The sequence below is a fragment of the Bradyrhizobium sp. 190 genome, from assembly GCF_023073415.1.
GTDB lineage: Bacteria > Pseudomonadota > Alphaproteobacteria > Rhizobiales > Xanthobacteraceae > Bradyrhizobium.
Genome location: NZ_JADPJL010000062.1, coordinates 61,190 through 75,891 on the forward strand (window position 1 = coordinate 61,190; position 14,702 = coordinate 75,891).

Annotated in this window: 13 protein-coding genes and 1 tRNA gene; 7 read left to right on the forward strand and 7 right to left on the reverse strand. The window is 63.5% G+C overall.

The window, feature by feature from the left end:
• Positions 1–13: 13 nt before the first annotated feature.
• Complete coding sequence (locus tag IVB22_RS29525; RefSeq protein WP_247520684.1) at positions 14–1,168, reverse strand: hypothetical protein; 1,155 nt, start codon at positions 1,166–1,168, stop codon at positions 14–16.
• A 260-nt stretch (positions 1,169–1,428) separates the two neighbouring features.
• Here IVB22_RS29525 and IVB22_RS29530 point away from each other — a divergent pair, with 260 nt between their 5' ends.
• Entirely contained in the window at positions 1,429–1,674 is a 246-nt protein-coding gene (locus tag IVB22_RS29530) for a zinc-finger domain-containing protein (protein WP_025590194.1), read from the forward strand.
• A gap of 7 nt (positions 1,675–1,681) precedes the next feature.
• Entirely contained in the window at positions 1,682–2,884 is a 1,203-nt protein-coding gene (locus IVB22_RS29535) for an FAD-dependent monooxygenase (RefSeq protein WP_247520685.1), read from the forward strand.
• An 18-nt stretch (positions 2,885–2,902) separates the two neighbouring features.
• Here IVB22_RS29535 and IVB22_RS29540 read toward each other — a convergent pair whose 3' ends face one another.
• Entirely contained in the window at positions 2,903–3,346 is a 444-nt protein-coding gene (locus IVB22_RS29540) for a twin-arginine translocation pathway signal (RefSeq protein WP_247520686.1), read from the reverse strand.
• A 174-nt stretch (positions 3,347–3,520) separates the two neighbouring features.
• On the opposite strand from IVB22_RS29540, the gene IVB22_RS29545 reads away from it, so the two are divergent.
• Together IVB22_RS29545 and IVB22_RS29550 are read left to right on the forward strand one after the other, a co-directional pair.
• Positions 3,521–3,607 (forward strand) — tRNA-Leu (locus IVB22_RS29545).
• Positions 3,608–3,768: 161 nt separating this feature from the next.
• Positions 3,769–4,356 (forward strand): TMEM175 family protein, encoded by a 588-nt coding sequence (locus IVB22_RS29550; RefSeq protein ID WP_247520960.1) that lies wholly within the window; start codon positions 3,769–3,771, stop codon positions 4,354–4,356.
• On the opposite strand, the gene IVB22_RS29555 is transcribed toward IVB22_RS29550, so the two are convergent.
• Positions 4,353–5,087 (reverse strand): 1-acyl-sn-glycerol-3-phosphate acyltransferase, encoded by a 735-nt coding sequence (locus IVB22_RS29555; RefSeq protein WP_247520687.1) that lies wholly within the window; start codon positions 5,085–5,087, stop codon positions 4,353–4,355. The two genes, IVB22_RS29550 and IVB22_RS29555, sit on opposite strands and share 4 nt — an antisense overlap.
• Positions 5,088–5,214: 127 nt before the next feature.
• Between IVB22_RS29555 and IVB22_RS29560 the strand changes: the two genes are divergently transcribed.
• A complete protein-coding gene (locus tag IVB22_RS29560; protein WP_247520688.1) occupies positions 5,215–6,072 on the forward strand; it encodes an alpha/beta fold hydrolase in 858 nt (285 codons plus the stop codon).
• A gap of 235 nt (positions 6,073–6,307) precedes the next feature.
• On the opposite strand, the gene IVB22_RS29565 is transcribed toward IVB22_RS29560, so the two are convergent.
• Genes IVB22_RS29565 through IVB22_RS29580 form a run of 4 tightly spaced genes read right to left on the reverse strand, consistent with a single transcriptional unit; the run spans position 6,308 to position 11,424 of the window.
• Positions 6,308–7,924 (reverse strand): ABC transporter ATP-binding protein, encoded by a 1,617-nt coding sequence (locus tag IVB22_RS29565; RefSeq protein WP_247520689.1) that lies wholly within the window; start codon positions 7,922–7,924, stop codon positions 6,308–6,310.
• 1 nt (position 7,925) lies between these two features.
• Positions 7,926–8,849 (reverse strand): ABC transporter permease, encoded by a 924-nt coding sequence (locus IVB22_RS29570; protein WP_247520690.1) that lies wholly within the window; start codon positions 8,847–8,849, stop codon positions 7,926–7,928.
• Positions 8,849–9,790: an ABC transporter permease gene (locus tag IVB22_RS29575; RefSeq protein ID WP_247520691.1), complete on the reverse strand. Its 942-nt coding sequence runs from the start codon at positions 9,788–9,790 to the stop codon at positions 8,849–8,851. Before IVB22_RS29575 ends, IVB22_RS29570 begins: the two co-directional genes overlap by 1 nt.
• 53 nt (positions 9,791–9,843) lie before the next feature.
• The gene (locus IVB22_RS29580) at positions 9,844–11,424 is read right to left on the reverse strand and encodes an ABC transporter substrate-binding protein (RefSeq protein WP_247520692.1); all 1,581 of its coding nucleotides are present in this window, start codon (positions 11,422–11,424) and stop codon (positions 9,844–9,846) included.
• 406 nt (positions 11,425–11,830) lie between these two features.
• Between IVB22_RS29580 and IVB22_RS29585 the strand changes: the two genes are divergently transcribed.
• Both IVB22_RS29585 and IVB22_RS29590 read left to right on the forward strand, forming a co-directional pair.
• Positions 11,831–12,961 carry a M20/M25/M40 family metallo-hydrolase gene (locus tag IVB22_RS29585; RefSeq protein WP_247520693.1) on the forward strand — a complete coding sequence of 377 codons (1,131 nt, stop codon included), beginning with the start codon at positions 11,831–11,833 and terminating at the stop codon, positions 12,959–12,961.
• Between the two features lie 207 nt (positions 12,962–13,168).
• Positions 13,169–14,701 carry a M81 family metallopeptidase gene (locus IVB22_RS29590; protein WP_247520694.1) on the forward strand — a complete coding sequence of 511 codons (1,533 nt, stop codon included), beginning with the start codon at positions 13,169–13,171 and terminating at the stop codon, positions 14,699–14,701.
• Position 14,702 lies beyond the last annotated feature (1 nt).

Genomic DNA, 14,702 nt, shown 5'->3' on the forward strand with positions numbered 1-14,702 from the left:
AATGGCTGCAAGTCTAGCCCTGCGCGACTGTGCCCGCCAGAGCCGGGCCGGACGGCAAGGCTGCCGCCTGCTTTCTTAACCGCCGCGCCTTCTTGCGACGCAGCCATGCTTCGGTAGCCCGTTCGGTGGTCGCCTTGATCGACGACAGAAAACCGAACAGCGCCAACAGCGCACCGAACACCCACATCGTCAGATTGAAGGCGCCGGTTGCCAATAGCAGCGCGCCGCGGCCGAGCACCTTCAAAATCGCGCGGGTCTGGCCGCCCTTGGATTCGGCAAGCCGTGCGGCGCGCGCAACGTCCTTCGGCCCTTGCGCGATGCGCAGCGTATCGAGCGCCCCGCGCGTGCCGGCCTTTTCGCCGACGCGTCCGACGTCTTTCGCCAGCCGCACTAGCGCACCGGCCTTCTCGGCGCGGAACGCCGCCTTGATCGCGCTGATGGTCTGGCCGGGCCGCAGCACCGAACCCTTCGCGACCGCCTGCTGCAGCACGGGCGCATCGACGACCTCGCGCACCGAGCGCCCGGCCCATTGCGTCAGCCCCTCGCCCAGCCGCCCGACCTTGCGGGCTCCCTTGACCATGCTGAGGCCGGCGCGCACCGGGCCGACGCCGCCGACAGACACATAGGTTGCGGCGGTCACCGCGAGCCCTACCGTCGCCAGGCCCAGCACCAGCCGGTCCACGTCCTCGCCCGTCGCCAGGTGCTTGCCCTCGCGCACGACATCCCTGATATCGCCGTACACGAAGAGATCGCCGGCGACCGTGCCCGACAGGCTCGCGACGTCGTCGGCGTTACCGGTCACCAGACCGGTGGCAAAGCGTTTGGCAAAATGCGACGCCGAACCTGCGTCAGTAACGGCATCGCTGACGCGCTTCGAGAGTTCGTCGCTGACGGCAATGCCCTTGTCGCGGGCGAGTTCGACGAAGCTGTTGGCGAGATCTGAATCGCCCTCCGCGAGTGCTGCCTCGATATGGTCGGCAACCAGCGCCTGATTGCTTCGAAGGGCTGAATCGATGTGGATATCGGATAGCGCCGCCGGGTCGTCCTGCGCCGCCAGAATGGCGCCGGCCTCGCGGGCATGCGGCCACAGCGCCACGCACACCGCCACGCTGAGCGCCAAGCATCCTATCGCCCCTATAAGAGCTGACCCGACCCGCAACCGCCTCATCCCAAAAAGCCCAATATTTTCGTCTTTCTCAAGATGGTGTGCCGTTTTTAAGACACAACTGCCCCGACGAAAGAAGGGCTTTTCCCCGACGACAATATTGTGTCGAATTTGCATGAGCAAATGTGCGATGGGGACCTCCAGGAATCGCTGAACAACCGCTCTAGGAATCATCGGCACCCCCCATTATGGTGCGCGGCGTTTCGGGCTTGCCGGATCGCGTTGATTGTGTCCGCCTACCGTTGCTATCCAAGGTGAAACTGATGTCCGACCATGTCGTCCCGCATTTCCATAACGACGCCGGAGTCTCGGTAATCGAGATCGGCTCGCAGGAATTCATGTGCGTGGGCGCCAATCCGCCGTTCGACCATCCGCACGTGTTTCTCGACCTCGGCAACGACAACGAGATCATCTGCCCCTATTGCTCCACGCTGTACCGCTTTGCCGCCGACCTCGCCGCAGGTGAGGCCCGCCCGCCGGAATGCGTCCTGAAGGACAAGGTCGCCTGACCTTTCGGTGGCTGCCGCGCGCACCATCATCGTCGCTGGTGCCGGGATCGGGGGACTGACGGCAGCGCTTTCGCTCGCCGCGAAAGGCTTTCGCGTCATCATTCTGGAGAAGGCCGAACGGCTGGAGGAAGCCGGCGCCGGCCTGCAGCTTTCGCCCAACGCCAGCCGAATCCTCGTCGACCTCGGCCTGCGGTCGCGGCTTGCGTCGCGCGCCGTGACGCCCGAGGCCATCACTATCATGAGCGCGCGGGCAGGCGGCGAGATCGCTCGCCTGCCGCTCGGCGAAGCCGCCAGCCTTCGCGCTGGCGCGCCCTATTGGGTGATGCATCGCGCCGATCTGCAGGGAGCCCTGCAGGCAGAGGTCAACGACCATCCGGACATCGACCTGCGGCTCGGCTGCCAGTTCGAGGACGCGACATCGCACGCCAAGGGGCTGACCGTGGTCCAGCGCCGCGGCAACGCGCGGCAGCAGGAACTGGCCGTGGCGCTGGTCGGCGCTGACGGCATCTGGTCCGCGGTGCGGAACCATTTGTTCCCGGAAGTGCAACCGCAATTTTCCGGCCTGATCGCCTGGCGCGGAACCCTCGATGCGACGACGCTGCCGCGCGAATATACCGCGCCGCGGGTGCAACTCTGGATGGGGCCGGACGCGCATCTGGTCGCCTACCCGATCGCGGCCGCGCGGCAGATCAACGTGGTCGCGATCGTGCCGGGAACCTGGAACCGGCCGGGCTGGAGCGCACCCGGCGACGCCAATGAACTGAAGAACGCGTTCGCCTCGCAACGCTGGCCAGCCACCGCGCGGATGCTGATCGGGGCCGTCGACGGCTGGCGGCGATGGGCGCTGTTCACGCTGCCCGACATCGGCGAATGGACTGATGGCGCGATCGCGCTGCTCGGTGACGCCGCGCATGCGATGCTGCCGTTTGCCGCGCAAGGCGCGGGAATGGCGATCGAGGACGCCGCCGTGCTCGCCAAATGCTTGAGCGAAAGCCCGGGCGACAATATCGCGGGCATCCCGGCAACGCTGAAGCGCTATGGCCGACTGCGGCGCGGCCGTGTGCTGCGGGTGCAGCGCGCCGCACGGCAACAGGGGCGCATCTATCATCTCACCGGACCGCTGGCGCTGGCGCGCGACCTCGCCATCAAGGCGATGGGCCCACAGCGCATGCTGGCGCGGCAGGACTGGATTTATGACTGGCGGGTGTAAGCGGAAAACTCTGTAGCTTTAATTCGCCGCACGGCTGGCCTTCGAACGGCCGCTCTTGGCGTCGGGAGCCGGCGCGATCGATGGCGGGACCGGCGCCGGCCTGGCTTCCGGTTTCGATTCCTGGCACCTGTTCTTCTGCCAGGCTTCATCGGCGAGCTTCGACAGTCCGCGCAGGGCAATGTAGTCATTGCGATAGGCCATCTCCGCCACCACGGGACCGGCGACGCCGGTTTCGGCCTTCGTCATCAGCCCCTGCACCTCCGCGGTGCGGGCGGCAAGATTCTTGCGCTCCGTCTCGAGCTGCTTGCAATCGTAGAGATCGTATTTGGCGGGGTCGGCGAAGGCCGGGGAAATGGCGTCGCTCACCCCGGCGCAGCCGGACAGGCCGGCTCCGAGCGCAACCAGCGCCAGCGCGGCAAGGCAGCGCTTGAATGACCGGCAGTGGGACGGCGATATCGGCATCGGACCTTCGTTAGGCGGATAGTGTTGAGATTGCCTAAAACAGGCACAAGTGTCCGCATTGAGGCTTTGCTTTGGCAGACGCGCTCGCTTAAAGCAAAGGATGCGTTCGGCCGGGGAACATGCCAATTCCACTTCTCCGGTAAACGCGCTAAGTATCTGATCTCCTGAGACTAAGCGGACGTGGCGGAACTGGTAGACGCAAGGGACTTAAAATCCCTCGATGGCAACGTCGTGTGGGTTCGAGTCCCACCGCCCGCACCACGCTTCGCCCTGGCGGGCTACGCGTGGCGCAGCCACGCGAAGACCGCCAGGTCGAAGCGTGTCCGGCGTAGCTTGAGCGAAGCGAAAGCGAAGACGGACTGGTGAGGCTAAGGCCGGTCGGGCTGTCGCAGCGACGCTGAGACTGTCAGGACGATTGGGGAATCAAATTGCCGCAAACCCATCTTTTCGAAATGCGCCGGCTGGAAATGCTGAGCAACACCATCTTCGGCGTTGCCATGACGCTGCTCGCCTATGATCTCCCCAAAGCCAGCAGTTTTGCCAACGCGCCCGGCTGGCATGACCTGATGCGTGTCTACGCCCAACCCGTCATTGCGCTGACGATCAGCTTCATCGTCGCCGGCCTGTTCTGGTTCAGCCACCACCGGCGGCTTGCGGTGGCGCCGGAAGGCGGCCGCGGCGTCGTGTTCCTCAATCTGTTTTTTTTGCTCGCGATCATCATCCTGCCGGTGACCAACGGCCTCTACGGCAGCTACCGGCTCGATGGCGTGGTCGCCGTGATCTACGGCTTCCACCTGCTGGTGATCGCCGCGCTGAATGCGCTGCTGTGGGTTCTCGCGCTGCGGGGCCGTCACGATCCGCAATTACTGGCAACAGCGTTGGTCCCCGTCGTGGTGTTCGTGATCGGCACGACCACAGCCTTTGTCGCGCCGAAAGCGGCACAGTTCATCTGGTGCCTGGCGTTCCTGGCACCACTGGGCGGCTGGCTCGCAGCGCGCCGCGCAAGCTAGCGGACCTTCGCCTCGGTCACCGTGAGCAACCGGTTAGCCTCCTCCGCAATCATCCGCTCCATCTTGTCCTGAAACTCCTTGCGCGGCAGGCCCGGCGCAATCGGCGGGAGGAAGGACAGCGTGATGGTGCCTGAATGCATCATCAAGGTCTTCTTGCCCCAGAACAGGCCGGAATTGCACGCGGCCGGCACGACTGATACGTCGAGGTTGGTGTACAGGGCGGAAATGCCGGCCGACTGGAATTTCACAGGCTCGTCGATCGCCTGCCGCGTGCCTTGCGGAAACAAGAGCACCTTGCGCCCCTCGCCGACCGCGCGCCTCGCCTCATCGACCATCTGGCGCAGCGCCTGGCGTCCCGCCGACCGGTCGACCAGGATCATCGGATAGCGCCCCAGAAACCAGCCGACGAGCGGCAACTTCCTCAACTCCTTCTTGGCGACGATGCTGGCATCGGGGAAGATCACGCAGAGCGCCGCGGTCTCCCATAGCGATTGATGATTGCAGGCGATGATGCAGGGACCGTCGGGAACGTGCTCGCGCCCCTCGATGCGATAATCCAGCCCCACCACATACTTCATCAGGAACATGATGCCGTTGGCCCAGACCTGGGAGACCGCGCGCACCGTCGCGCTGCTCGCATTGAACAGCGCCATGAACGGCACCGATAGCGAAACGACCAGCGTCAGGATCACCACGGCGGCATCGAATAGTATGGACCTCAGATAATGCAAACGTCTGTCCCCTCGGGTCTCTATGCGGCTTCCAATACAGCACTTTTCCCGGGTTGCACAATTCCGCCCACCTCGTTGAAATATGTCTCACCATGGATTGGCCCGATTGCCCGTCCAGGATCGCCCCATGCCGGCATCAGAACAAATCACCATCGCGCCGCATCTCGCCTTCGATGTCATTACCGCCGGCACGCCAGGGGCGCCGCTGGTCCTGCTGCTGCACGGCTTTGCGGAATCGATGCATTGCTGGCGCGCACAGATCGCCTGCCTCGGCGACATGGGCTATCGCGCCATTGCGCCGAGCCAGCGCGGCTATTCGCCGGGCGCCCGGCCGGACCCGCGCGAATTTTCGCATTACCTGATCGACCGCCTGATGGACGACGCCATGGCGATCGTGGCGGCGGCGGGTTATGGGAGTGCGCGTTTTCATCTCGCCGGCCACGACTGGGGTGGCAGCATCGCCTGGGGCCTCGCCGACCGTCACCACGAACGGCTAGCCTCGCTCACCATTCTTTCGCGGCCGCACCCGAACGCTTTCAATCGCGCGCTGATGGATGACAGCGAGCAGGCGCAGCGCTCAAAGCATCACAAGGCGTTTCTGGAACCGGATGCCGCCGATGTCGTGCTGGCTGACGACGCCAAATGGCTGCGCGAGCGTCTGGCCGCCAATGGCGTCCCTGCCGACGCGATCGAGAGGCACCTCGCCGTGCTCGGCAACAAGGATGCGATGGAAGCTGCACTTGCCTGGTATCGCGCGCGCGGCGCGATCCGCGGGCCGCTCGGCCCCATTCGCGTGCCGACGCTTTATATCTGGGGCGACGCCGACGACACCGTCGGCCGCGCCGCCGCCGAAGGCACCGTCGATTTCATCGCCGCGCCCTATCGTTTCGAGGTGCTTCCGGGCGTCGGCCATTTCGCGGCGGATCAGGCGCCGGAGCGTGTATGCGAATTAATGCTGGAACATCTCACCGCGCATCCGGCGTGAGGAACGCAACGCCGGTCAAAATGTTGTCGTGCAGCAAAATGGAGCGCTGACGATATGCCGAGCGAACAACATCCCGAAAAGTCGAAATCTACGGCGAGCAAGCCAGCGCGGGATCGGCGTTCCCCTCCGCCTCAACATCCGCAAATCCGCTCCCCACTGTTGAATGACGGGCTGGAACTGCTGCACGACAGCCACTGCTGACGCCGTTGTCATTGATGGAAGGAACGCAACGCCATCACGCGCTGGCGGCAAATTCCTGATGCCTGCCGGGCGCGGCGTCGAACAGCGCTCTGGTGTATTCGTGCTGGGGCGCAGCAAAAACGTCCGCCGTGGCGCCCTGCTCGACTATTACCCCGCGCTGCATGACCGCGATCCGGTCACAGACCTGTGCGGCCACCCGCAGATCATGGGTGATGAACAGCACCGCCAGATCGAACTTGCGGCGCACTTCGTCGAGTAGCTTCAGCACCTGATCCTGCACAGAGACGTCGAGCGCCGATACGGGCTCGTCGCCGATCAGCAATTCAGGCTCCATCGCCAGCGCCCGCGCAATACAGATCCGCTGACGCTGGCCGCCGGAGAACTGATGCGGGAAACGATCGATCGCAGCCGGCGGCAGATGCACCACGGCCATCAGGTCGCGCGCGCGCTGCAACGCCTCCTTGCGGCTGAGGCCAAAGTTCATGGGCCCCTCGATGATCGCTTCGCCGACCGTGCGCCGCGGATTGAGCGATCGATACGGGTCCTGGAAGATGAACTGAATGCGCCGGCGCATCGGGCGGAATTTCGCCTCGCGCATCGCCGCGATATCGACGCCGTCGATCTTGATGCCGCCGTCGGTGGCGTCGACCAGCCGCGCGACGCAGCGCGCCACCGTCGACTTGCCGGAGCCGGACTCGCCGACAATGCCCAGCGTTTCGCCGCGCCGGATCGTCAGCGAGACGTCCTTGACTGCGGCAACCACGCGCGCCTTCGGCTGGAACAGCGAGCGCTTGCCATAGGTCTTGAAAAGATTCTCGGTCTGCAGGACCACCGGTCCGGTCACCGGCGACCGCTTCGGCGGCGTCATGCTCGGGACCGCGGCCAGCAGCATCCTTGTATAGTCCTCGCGTGGGTTCCGCAGCAGCTCCTCGCAGGGGCCCTGCTCCACGATCCGGCCCATCTGCATCACCACGACACGGTCGGCGATCTCGGAGACGACGCCGAAATCATGGGTGATGAACAGCACGCCGGTTTTCTTGCGCCCCTGCATTTCCCGCACGAGCTTGAGGATCTGCGCCTGCGTGGTGACGTCGAGCGCCGTGGTCGGCTCATCGGCGATCAGTAGCGCCGGATCGAGCACCAGCGCCGCCGCGATCATGATCCGCTGGCGCTGGCCGCCGGAGAGTTGGTGCGGATAGGCGTCGATCATCTGTTCGGGATCGGGCAGATGCACCGCGCGCATGATCTCGAGCACACGCGCGCGCTGCTCCTTCTGGTCGAGGCTGGTGTGGATCTCCAGCACTTCGCGGATCTGGTCGCCGACCCGCTCGACCGGATTGAGCGCGGTCATCGGCTCCTGGAACACCATGGCCATGCGGGTGCCGCGGATCGCGCGCAACTCGGCATCGGATTTGGTGAGCAGTTGATCGCCCTGCAGCCGGATCGAACCGCTCTCGACCTGCATCGCCCCCTTCGGCAGCAGGCCCATGACGGCCTGCGCCGTCACCGATTTGCCGGAGCCGGATTCGCCGACCACGCAGACGATCTCGTCGGCATCGACGGTCAGGTTGATACCCTGCACCGCATGCGTCCGATCACCGCCATTGATGGCGACGCTAAGATTCGAGACTTCGAGGACAGTGTTGCTCACATCACACCCGCTTCGCCATCTTGGGATCGAGCGTATCGCGCAAGCCGTCGCCGAGAACGTTGACGGCAAGGATCGTCAGGGCCAGGCATATACCGGGATAGATGATGTTGTGCGGATACAGGCTGAAGACCTGCCGGCCCTCGGCCATGATGTTGCCCCAGGTCGGCACCTCCGGCGGCACGCCGATGCCGAGGAAGGACAGGATGGCTTCGATGAGGATGGCGGACGCGCAGATGAACGTGCCCTGCACGATCATGGGCGCTATCGTGTTGGGCAACACATGCCGCCACAGCAGTTTCGGGGTCGAAGTGCCGAGCGTCACCGCCGCCTCGACATAAGGTTCCTCGCGCACGCTGAGCACGATGGAGCGCACGAGCCGGACCACGCCTGGAATCTGCGGAACCGTGATGGCGATGATCACCGTCCACACGCTGGAGCGGAACAGCGACACCATGGCGATCGCCAGCAGGATGGCCGGGATCGCCATCAGCCCGTCCATGATCCGCATGATGATGGCGTCGAGAAAGCGGAAGAAGCCGGCGAGCAGACCGATGAACAGGCCACAGGCGACGCTGATCAGTGCTACCGTGATGCCGACAAAGAGCGAGACGCGCGCGCCATAGACCACGCGGCTGTAGACGTCACGTCCCAGGCTGTCCGTGCCGAACTTGGCGATCATCTTGATGCGTTCGCCGGTGTCCGTCCGCATTGTGATTTCCACGCCGGGGACCTTGTTTCGTGCGATCGGGCTGATCGCCGTGGGATCAATGGTTCCGAGCCAGGGCGCGAATAGCCCCATCAGCAATACGATCGTAATGACGGCGGCGCCGAACACCACGCCCGGGTTGCGCAGCAATTTGCGATACGCAGCCGGCTTGGTCGGGCTGGCCGGCAGAACGGGTTCGAGGATCGTCGCGTCCACCATCAGTAGCGAATCCTGGGATCGAGCACGGTATAGATCATATCAACCGCCAGGTTGATCATGACGTAGACGAATGAAAACAGCAGGATGACGGCCTGGATCGTCGGATAGTCGCGCGCCAGCACCGCGTCGACCGTCAGCCGGCCGAGGCCGGGAATCGTGAACACGCTTTCGGTCACGACGACGCCGCCGATCAACAGCGCCACGCCAAGGCCGATCACGGTAACGATGGGCACCGCCGCATTGCGCAGCGCGTGGCGGAACAGCACCTTTCGCTCGGACTGTCCCTTGGCGCGCGCGGTGCGGATGTAATCTTCCGAGAGCACCTCGAGGACGCTGGTGCGCGTCATGCGCGCGATCAGCGCGATATAGATCACCGACAGGGTTACGGACGGCAGGATCAGCCGCTGCACCCAGCCGCCAACCCCCTCCGAGATTCGCTGATAGCCCTGCACCGGCAGCCAGTTCAAATAGACCGCGAACAAATAGATCAGGAGGTAGCCGATCACGAACACGGGCACGGAAAAGCCGAGCACCGAAAAGCCCATCACGATGCGGTCAATCCACGAACCGTGCCGGTGCGCCGCCAGCACGCCGAGCGGAACAGCGACAAACACCGCAATCAGGATCGTGAACAAGGCGAGCGACAGGGTCGGCTCGATCCGCTCGCCGATCAGCGAGGCCACCGTCTTCTTGAAGAAGAAGCTTTCGCCGAAATTACCGGTCAGCACCCTGCCCGACCAGATCACGAATTGCTCGATCATCGGCCGGTCGAGGCCGAGTTGGCTGCGGATCTGCGCCACCTGTTCGGTGGTGGCATTGTCGCCGGCGATGACTGCCGCCGGGTCGGACGGGGTCAGCCGCAGCATCAGGAAGATGAAGACCGCGACCACCAGCATCACGGGGAGCGTGCCGAGCAATCGCCGGAAGAAGTAGCCATACATAGGTCGATCCCCGAAACGAAACGGGCGGCGGGAAGCCGCCCGCTTCCTTCACATCACTTCGTGACTTCGATGTTCCAATGCACCGGGACCGGCGCCATCAAGAGCCCCTTGACGTTCTTGCGAATGGCAATGGGCTGTACGTACTCGCCGACCGGGATCATGGCCGTGATCTCGAGATTGCGCTTCTGGACCGCTTCCGCGATCTCCTTCTGCTTGGCCAGATCGGATGAGCGCGCGAAATCGTCGCGCAGCTTCTCCATCTCTGCATCGCAGGGCCATCCGAACGAAGCCTTTTCGCACCCTGAATTCACATAGGCGGCAGAGACCGGGTTCATCACGTCGGCCGTGACCCAGGCCGTAAGGAAGGCATTCCAGCCACCGGCGCTCGGTGGATCCTTCTTGGCCCGGCGCGCTACAAGCGTCTGCCAGTCCATCGACTGCATGTCGACCTTGAAGCCGGCTTTTTCCATCAATGATTTCGCCACCGGCGCGAGGTTGGTCAAAGCTTTCAGGTCGGTGGAGTGCATCAGCAGCACGGGCGTGCCGTCATAGCCCGCTTCCTTCAAGAGTTCCTGCGCCTTCTTGGCGTTCGAGGTAAGAATTGCATCCGTTCCCTTGGTCGTCCCGAACGGGGAATCGCAGATGAACAGCGCCTTGCACGCCTTGATGTAGTTCTCGTCACCGATGGTCGCCATCAGGAAGTCTTCCTGATTGAAGGCGTACCACAGCGCCTGGCGGACTTTCGGGTTGTCGAACGGCTTGTGCAGGTGGTTCGGACGGAAGACGTACTGCGCCTTGATTTGCGGCACCTCGACGATTGAGATGTTGGTATCCTTCTTCAAGGTGCCCAGGAGATCGTGGCTGGGTTGCTCGATGTAATCGATCTCGCCCTTTTGCAGCGCGTTGACCGCTTGCTGCGCGTCGGAAATAGCGCGCCACTCGATGCGATCCACCTTGGCGACCTTGCCGCCGGCAAGACCCGAGGCCGGCTCGGCGCGCGGCTTGTACTTGTCGAACTTGACGTAGACGGTCTTGTCGCCCGGTTTCCACTCATCCTTGACGAAGACAAAGGGTCCCGATCCCGTAAAATCCTCGATCTGCTTGTTGGGGTCCGTCTCGGCGACGCGTTTGGGCATCATGAACGGCACGTTGGACGACGGCTTGGACAGGCCCAGCAGCACGAGACCTGTCGATTCCTTGAGCTTGATGGTGAAAGTCTTGGCATCGACCGCGTCGATGGAGTCGACGAAGGTCATCATCTTCTGGCCGAGGGAATCCTTCGCGGCCCAGCGCTTGATCGAGGCGATGCAGTCTTCCGACGTCACCGGCTTGCCGTCATGCCACAGCAGACCGTCGCGCAGCGTAAAGGTGTAGCCCTTGCCATCAGCCGCGGCTTCGTACTTCTCCACCATCTGCGGCTTGATCTCGCCCTTTTCATCCTGCGCAAGCAGCGTGTCGTAGATCATGTAACCGTGGTTGCGGACGATGTAGGCCGTGGTCCAGATCGGATCCAGGATCTTCAGATCCGAGTGCATGACGGCGCGCAATGTGGTCTGGGCAAGCGCCGGCGCTGCCACCGCCACGAGGCTGCCGACACAAGTCGCAGCAAGAATTGCTTTTCTGAACGCGTTCATTCCTTCACCTCCGTTGTCGTCTCGACGCCCGAACGCCTATTGTTCGGGCCCCTGCCCGGTTTCTGACCGGACTATAGGGTCGATATTCAGCTTCACAACACCCTTTTGACCCGACGACACTGGTGACGCCGGCGCTCAGGCAGAAATCAGGACAGCCTTCCGGACAGGTCCTTTCGCGGCCGGCTTACGCCCGCCGCCGAAATGGATTGTAGCCCCGGTTCAGCTCCGCCAACACGCCTTCTCCAAAGTCTACAATCAAGAATGATGCCAGAATTACCGTTGCCCCTACCTCGCACCGGGAAGGTCCGAACGCGCCATGTTTTCCCTTTACAAATTCGCCGCTGGTCCTTCTCGTAAAGGGCCCACACCGAAACCAAACATTCCGGCCTAACCGGGAGGACCCATTATGAATCCTGCCAACCTTCCCTTTGATTCCGAGACCATGCTGCAGGGTTTGCGGGCCTGGGTGGAATGCGAAAGCCCCACTTGGGATGCGCGTGCGGTCGATCGTATGCTCGACCTTGCGGCGCGCGAAATGGCCATCATGGGTGCGACCATCGAACGCATCGCCGGACGGCAGGGTTTTGCCGGCTGCGTCCGCGCGCGCTTCCCTCACCCGAAGCGGGGCGAGCCCGGTATTCTGGTCGCGGGCCATCTCGATACCGTCCATCCCGTCGGCACGCTGGAAAAGCTGGCGTGGCGGCGCGAAGGCAACAAGTGCTACGGCCCGGGCATCTTCGACATGAAGGGTGGCAACTACCTCACCCTCGAAGCAATCCGGCAACTGGCCCGCGCCTCGTTCACAACGCCGCTGCCGATCACCGTGCTGTTCACGCCGGACGAAGAGGTCGGCACGCCATCGACCCGCGACATCATCGAGGCCGAAGCCGCCCGCAACAAATATGTGCTGGTGCCGGAGCCGGGCCGCACGAACAACGGCGTGGTCACCGGGCGATATGCCATTGCCCGCTTCAATCTCGAAGCCATCGGCAAGCCGAGCCATGCCGGCGCCACGCTCTCCGCCGGCCGTTCTGCGATCCGCGAAATGGCACGCCAGATTATCACTATCGACGGCATGACGACTGAAGATTGCACCTTTTCGGTCGGCATCGTGCATGGTGGCCAGTGGGTGAATTGCGTTGCCACCACCTGCACGGGCGAGGCGCTCAGCATGGCCAAACGACAGGCCGACCTCGATCGCGGCGTCGAACGGATGCTCGCGCTTTCCGGCAGCAGCAATGATGTGACGTTCAAGGTCACCCGCGGTGTGACCCGGCCGGTGTGGGAACCCGATGCCGGCACGATGGCGCTTTACGAACACGCGCGCAGCGTGGCCAGGCAAATGGGCGTCGAGCTCCCGCATGGCAGTGCCGGTGGCGGCTCCGACGGCAACTTCACCGGCGCCATGGGCATCCCCACCTTAGATGGCTTGGGTGTCCGTGGCGCCGACGCTCATACGCTCAACGAACATATCGAGGTCGACAGCCTCACCGAGCGTGGCCGTTTGATGGCGGGTTTGCTTGCGACGCTGACGTGAGCCACGCGCCGCAAGGCGCGGCATCGATTGCTTCCGCATTCGCTCGTTGAGCGACGGCGGACAAGTTGCTTCCTTGCGCAAACGCTTCGCGTTTGTCGCAGGCAATGACGGTGGGGCGGCATGCAAAACGGAATTGCTTCGCAGCTTGCGCTTGCCACGATGTCACGCTTAACGTCCCCCGACGAAAAGCATTGACCGAGAGACTTGATGACCCGCATCGCCGTTGGCGCCTTTCTGCACGAGACTAACACCTTCGCGCCGACCAAGGCGACCTATGACGACTTCGTCCACGGCGGCGGCTGGCCGTCGATGGCGCATGGCGCAGACGTGCTCAAGGTCATGCGCAACATCAATGTCGGCTTGGCCGGCTTCGTCGAGGCGGCCGAAGCCAATGACTGGGAGTTGGTCCCGACGATCTCGGCGGCCGCGGTCCCATCGGCGCATGTCACCAGGGAGGCCTTCGAACGCGTCATGAAAGAGATGGTTGACGGCATCGCTGCGGCAGGACCGATCGATGCCGTCTATCTCGATCTGCACGGCGCCATGGTGACCGAACATTACGACGACGGTGAAGGCGAAACGCTTGCCCGTGTGCGCAAGGTGATCGGCAAGGACCTGCCGCTGGTCGTGAGCCTCGACCTCCATGCCAATGTCTCGCCCGAGATGATGGAGCATGCCGATGCGCTCATTGCCTACCGCACCTATCCCCACATCGACATGGCCGATACCGGCCGCGCCTGTGCAAGACACCTCGCGCTGATGCTGAAGACGGGGCAGCGTTTTGCAAAAGCGTTCCGGCAATTGCCGTTCCTGATCCCGATCTCCTGGCAATGCACCAACGACCAGCCGACCAAGGGCATTTATGAAAAGCTCGCGGCGCTCGAGAGCGTCGCGGTGCCGACGCTGTCGTTCGCGCCGGGCTTTCCGGCCGCGGATTTCCGGGATTGCGGGCCGAGCGTGTTTGCCTATGGCCGGACCCAGGCCGACGCCGATGCCGCCGCCGACAAATTGGTGGCGCTCGTCGAGAGCCACGAGGACGATTTCGACGGCCGCATCTATTCGCCCGATGACGGCGTGCGCCTCGCGATGGAGCTGGCGAAATCGGCAAGTAAGCCGATCGTCATCGCCGACACCCAGGACAACCCCGGCGCCGGCGGCGATTCCGACACCACGGGCATGCTGCGCGCGCTGGTGCGCAACAAGGCGTCCGGAGCTACTGGCGTGATCTACGATCCGGAGTCGGCCAAGGCCGCGCATGCAGCCGGCGTCGGCGCCACGGTCACGCTCGATCTCGGCGGCAAGTCGGGCATATCAGGCGATGCGCCATACAGGGAAACTTTCGTCGTCGAAAAACTGTCCGACGGCAAATTCTTGGCGTCCGGCCCCTATTATCGCGGACGCGACATGGACATGGGACCATCGGCCTGTCTGCGCATCGGTAATATCAGAGTAGTCGTCGGCTCCTACAAGGCGCAACTCGCGGACCAGTCGATGTACCGCTATGTCGGCATCGAGCCGACCGAACAGAAAATTCTGGTCAACAAGAGTTCGGTGCATTTCCGCGCCGATTTCGAACCGATCGCCGAAAAACTCCTGATCTGCGCCGCGCCGGGCGCGATGCCGGCCGATACGGCAGCGCTCCCCTGGACGCGGCTGCGTCCGGGCATCCGCATCAAGCCGAACGGCCCTGTCTTCACACCTTCAGCTCAATCTCGCTCAACATCTCCAGTCACGGGATAAC

Excerpts from the sequence above, each read along its gene's own strand:
- IVB22_RS29560 (WP_247520688.1), top strand. The coding sequence starts at position 5,215 with ATGCCGGCATCAGAACAAATCACCATCGCGCCGCATCTCGCCTTCGAT.
- IVB22_RS29575 (WP_247520691.1), bottom strand. The coding sequence starts at position 9,790 with ATGTATGGCTACTTCTTCCGGCGATTGCTCGGCACGCTCCCCGTGATG.
- IVB22_RS29540 (WP_247520686.1), bottom strand. The coding sequence starts at position 3,346 with ATGCCGATATCGCCGTCCCACTGCCGGTCATTCAAGCGCTGCCTTGCC.
- IVB22_RS29580 (WP_247520692.1), bottom strand. The coding sequence starts at position 11,424 with ATGAACGCGTTCAGAAAAGCAATTCTTGCTGCGACTTGTGTCGGCAGC.
- IVB22_RS29590 (WP_247520694.1), top strand. The coding sequence starts at position 13,169 with ATGACCCGCATCGCCGTTGGCGCCTTTCTGCACGAGACTAACACCTTC.
- IVB22_RS29570 (WP_247520690.1), bottom strand. The coding sequence starts at position 8,849 with ATGGTGGACGCGACGATCCTCGAACCCGTTCTGCCGGCCAGCCCGACC.
- IVB22_RS29585 (WP_247520693.1), top strand. The coding sequence starts at position 11,831 with ATGAATCCTGCCAACCTTCCCTTTGATTCCGAGACCATGCTGCAGGGT.
- IVB22_RS29525 (WP_247520684.1), bottom strand. The coding sequence starts at position 1,168 with ATGAGGCGGTTGCGGGTCGGGTCAGCTCTTATAGGGGCGATAGGATGC.
- IVB22_RS29530 (WP_025590194.1), top strand. The coding sequence starts at position 1,429 with ATGTCCGACCATGTCGTCCCGCATTTCCATAACGACGCCGGAGTCTCG.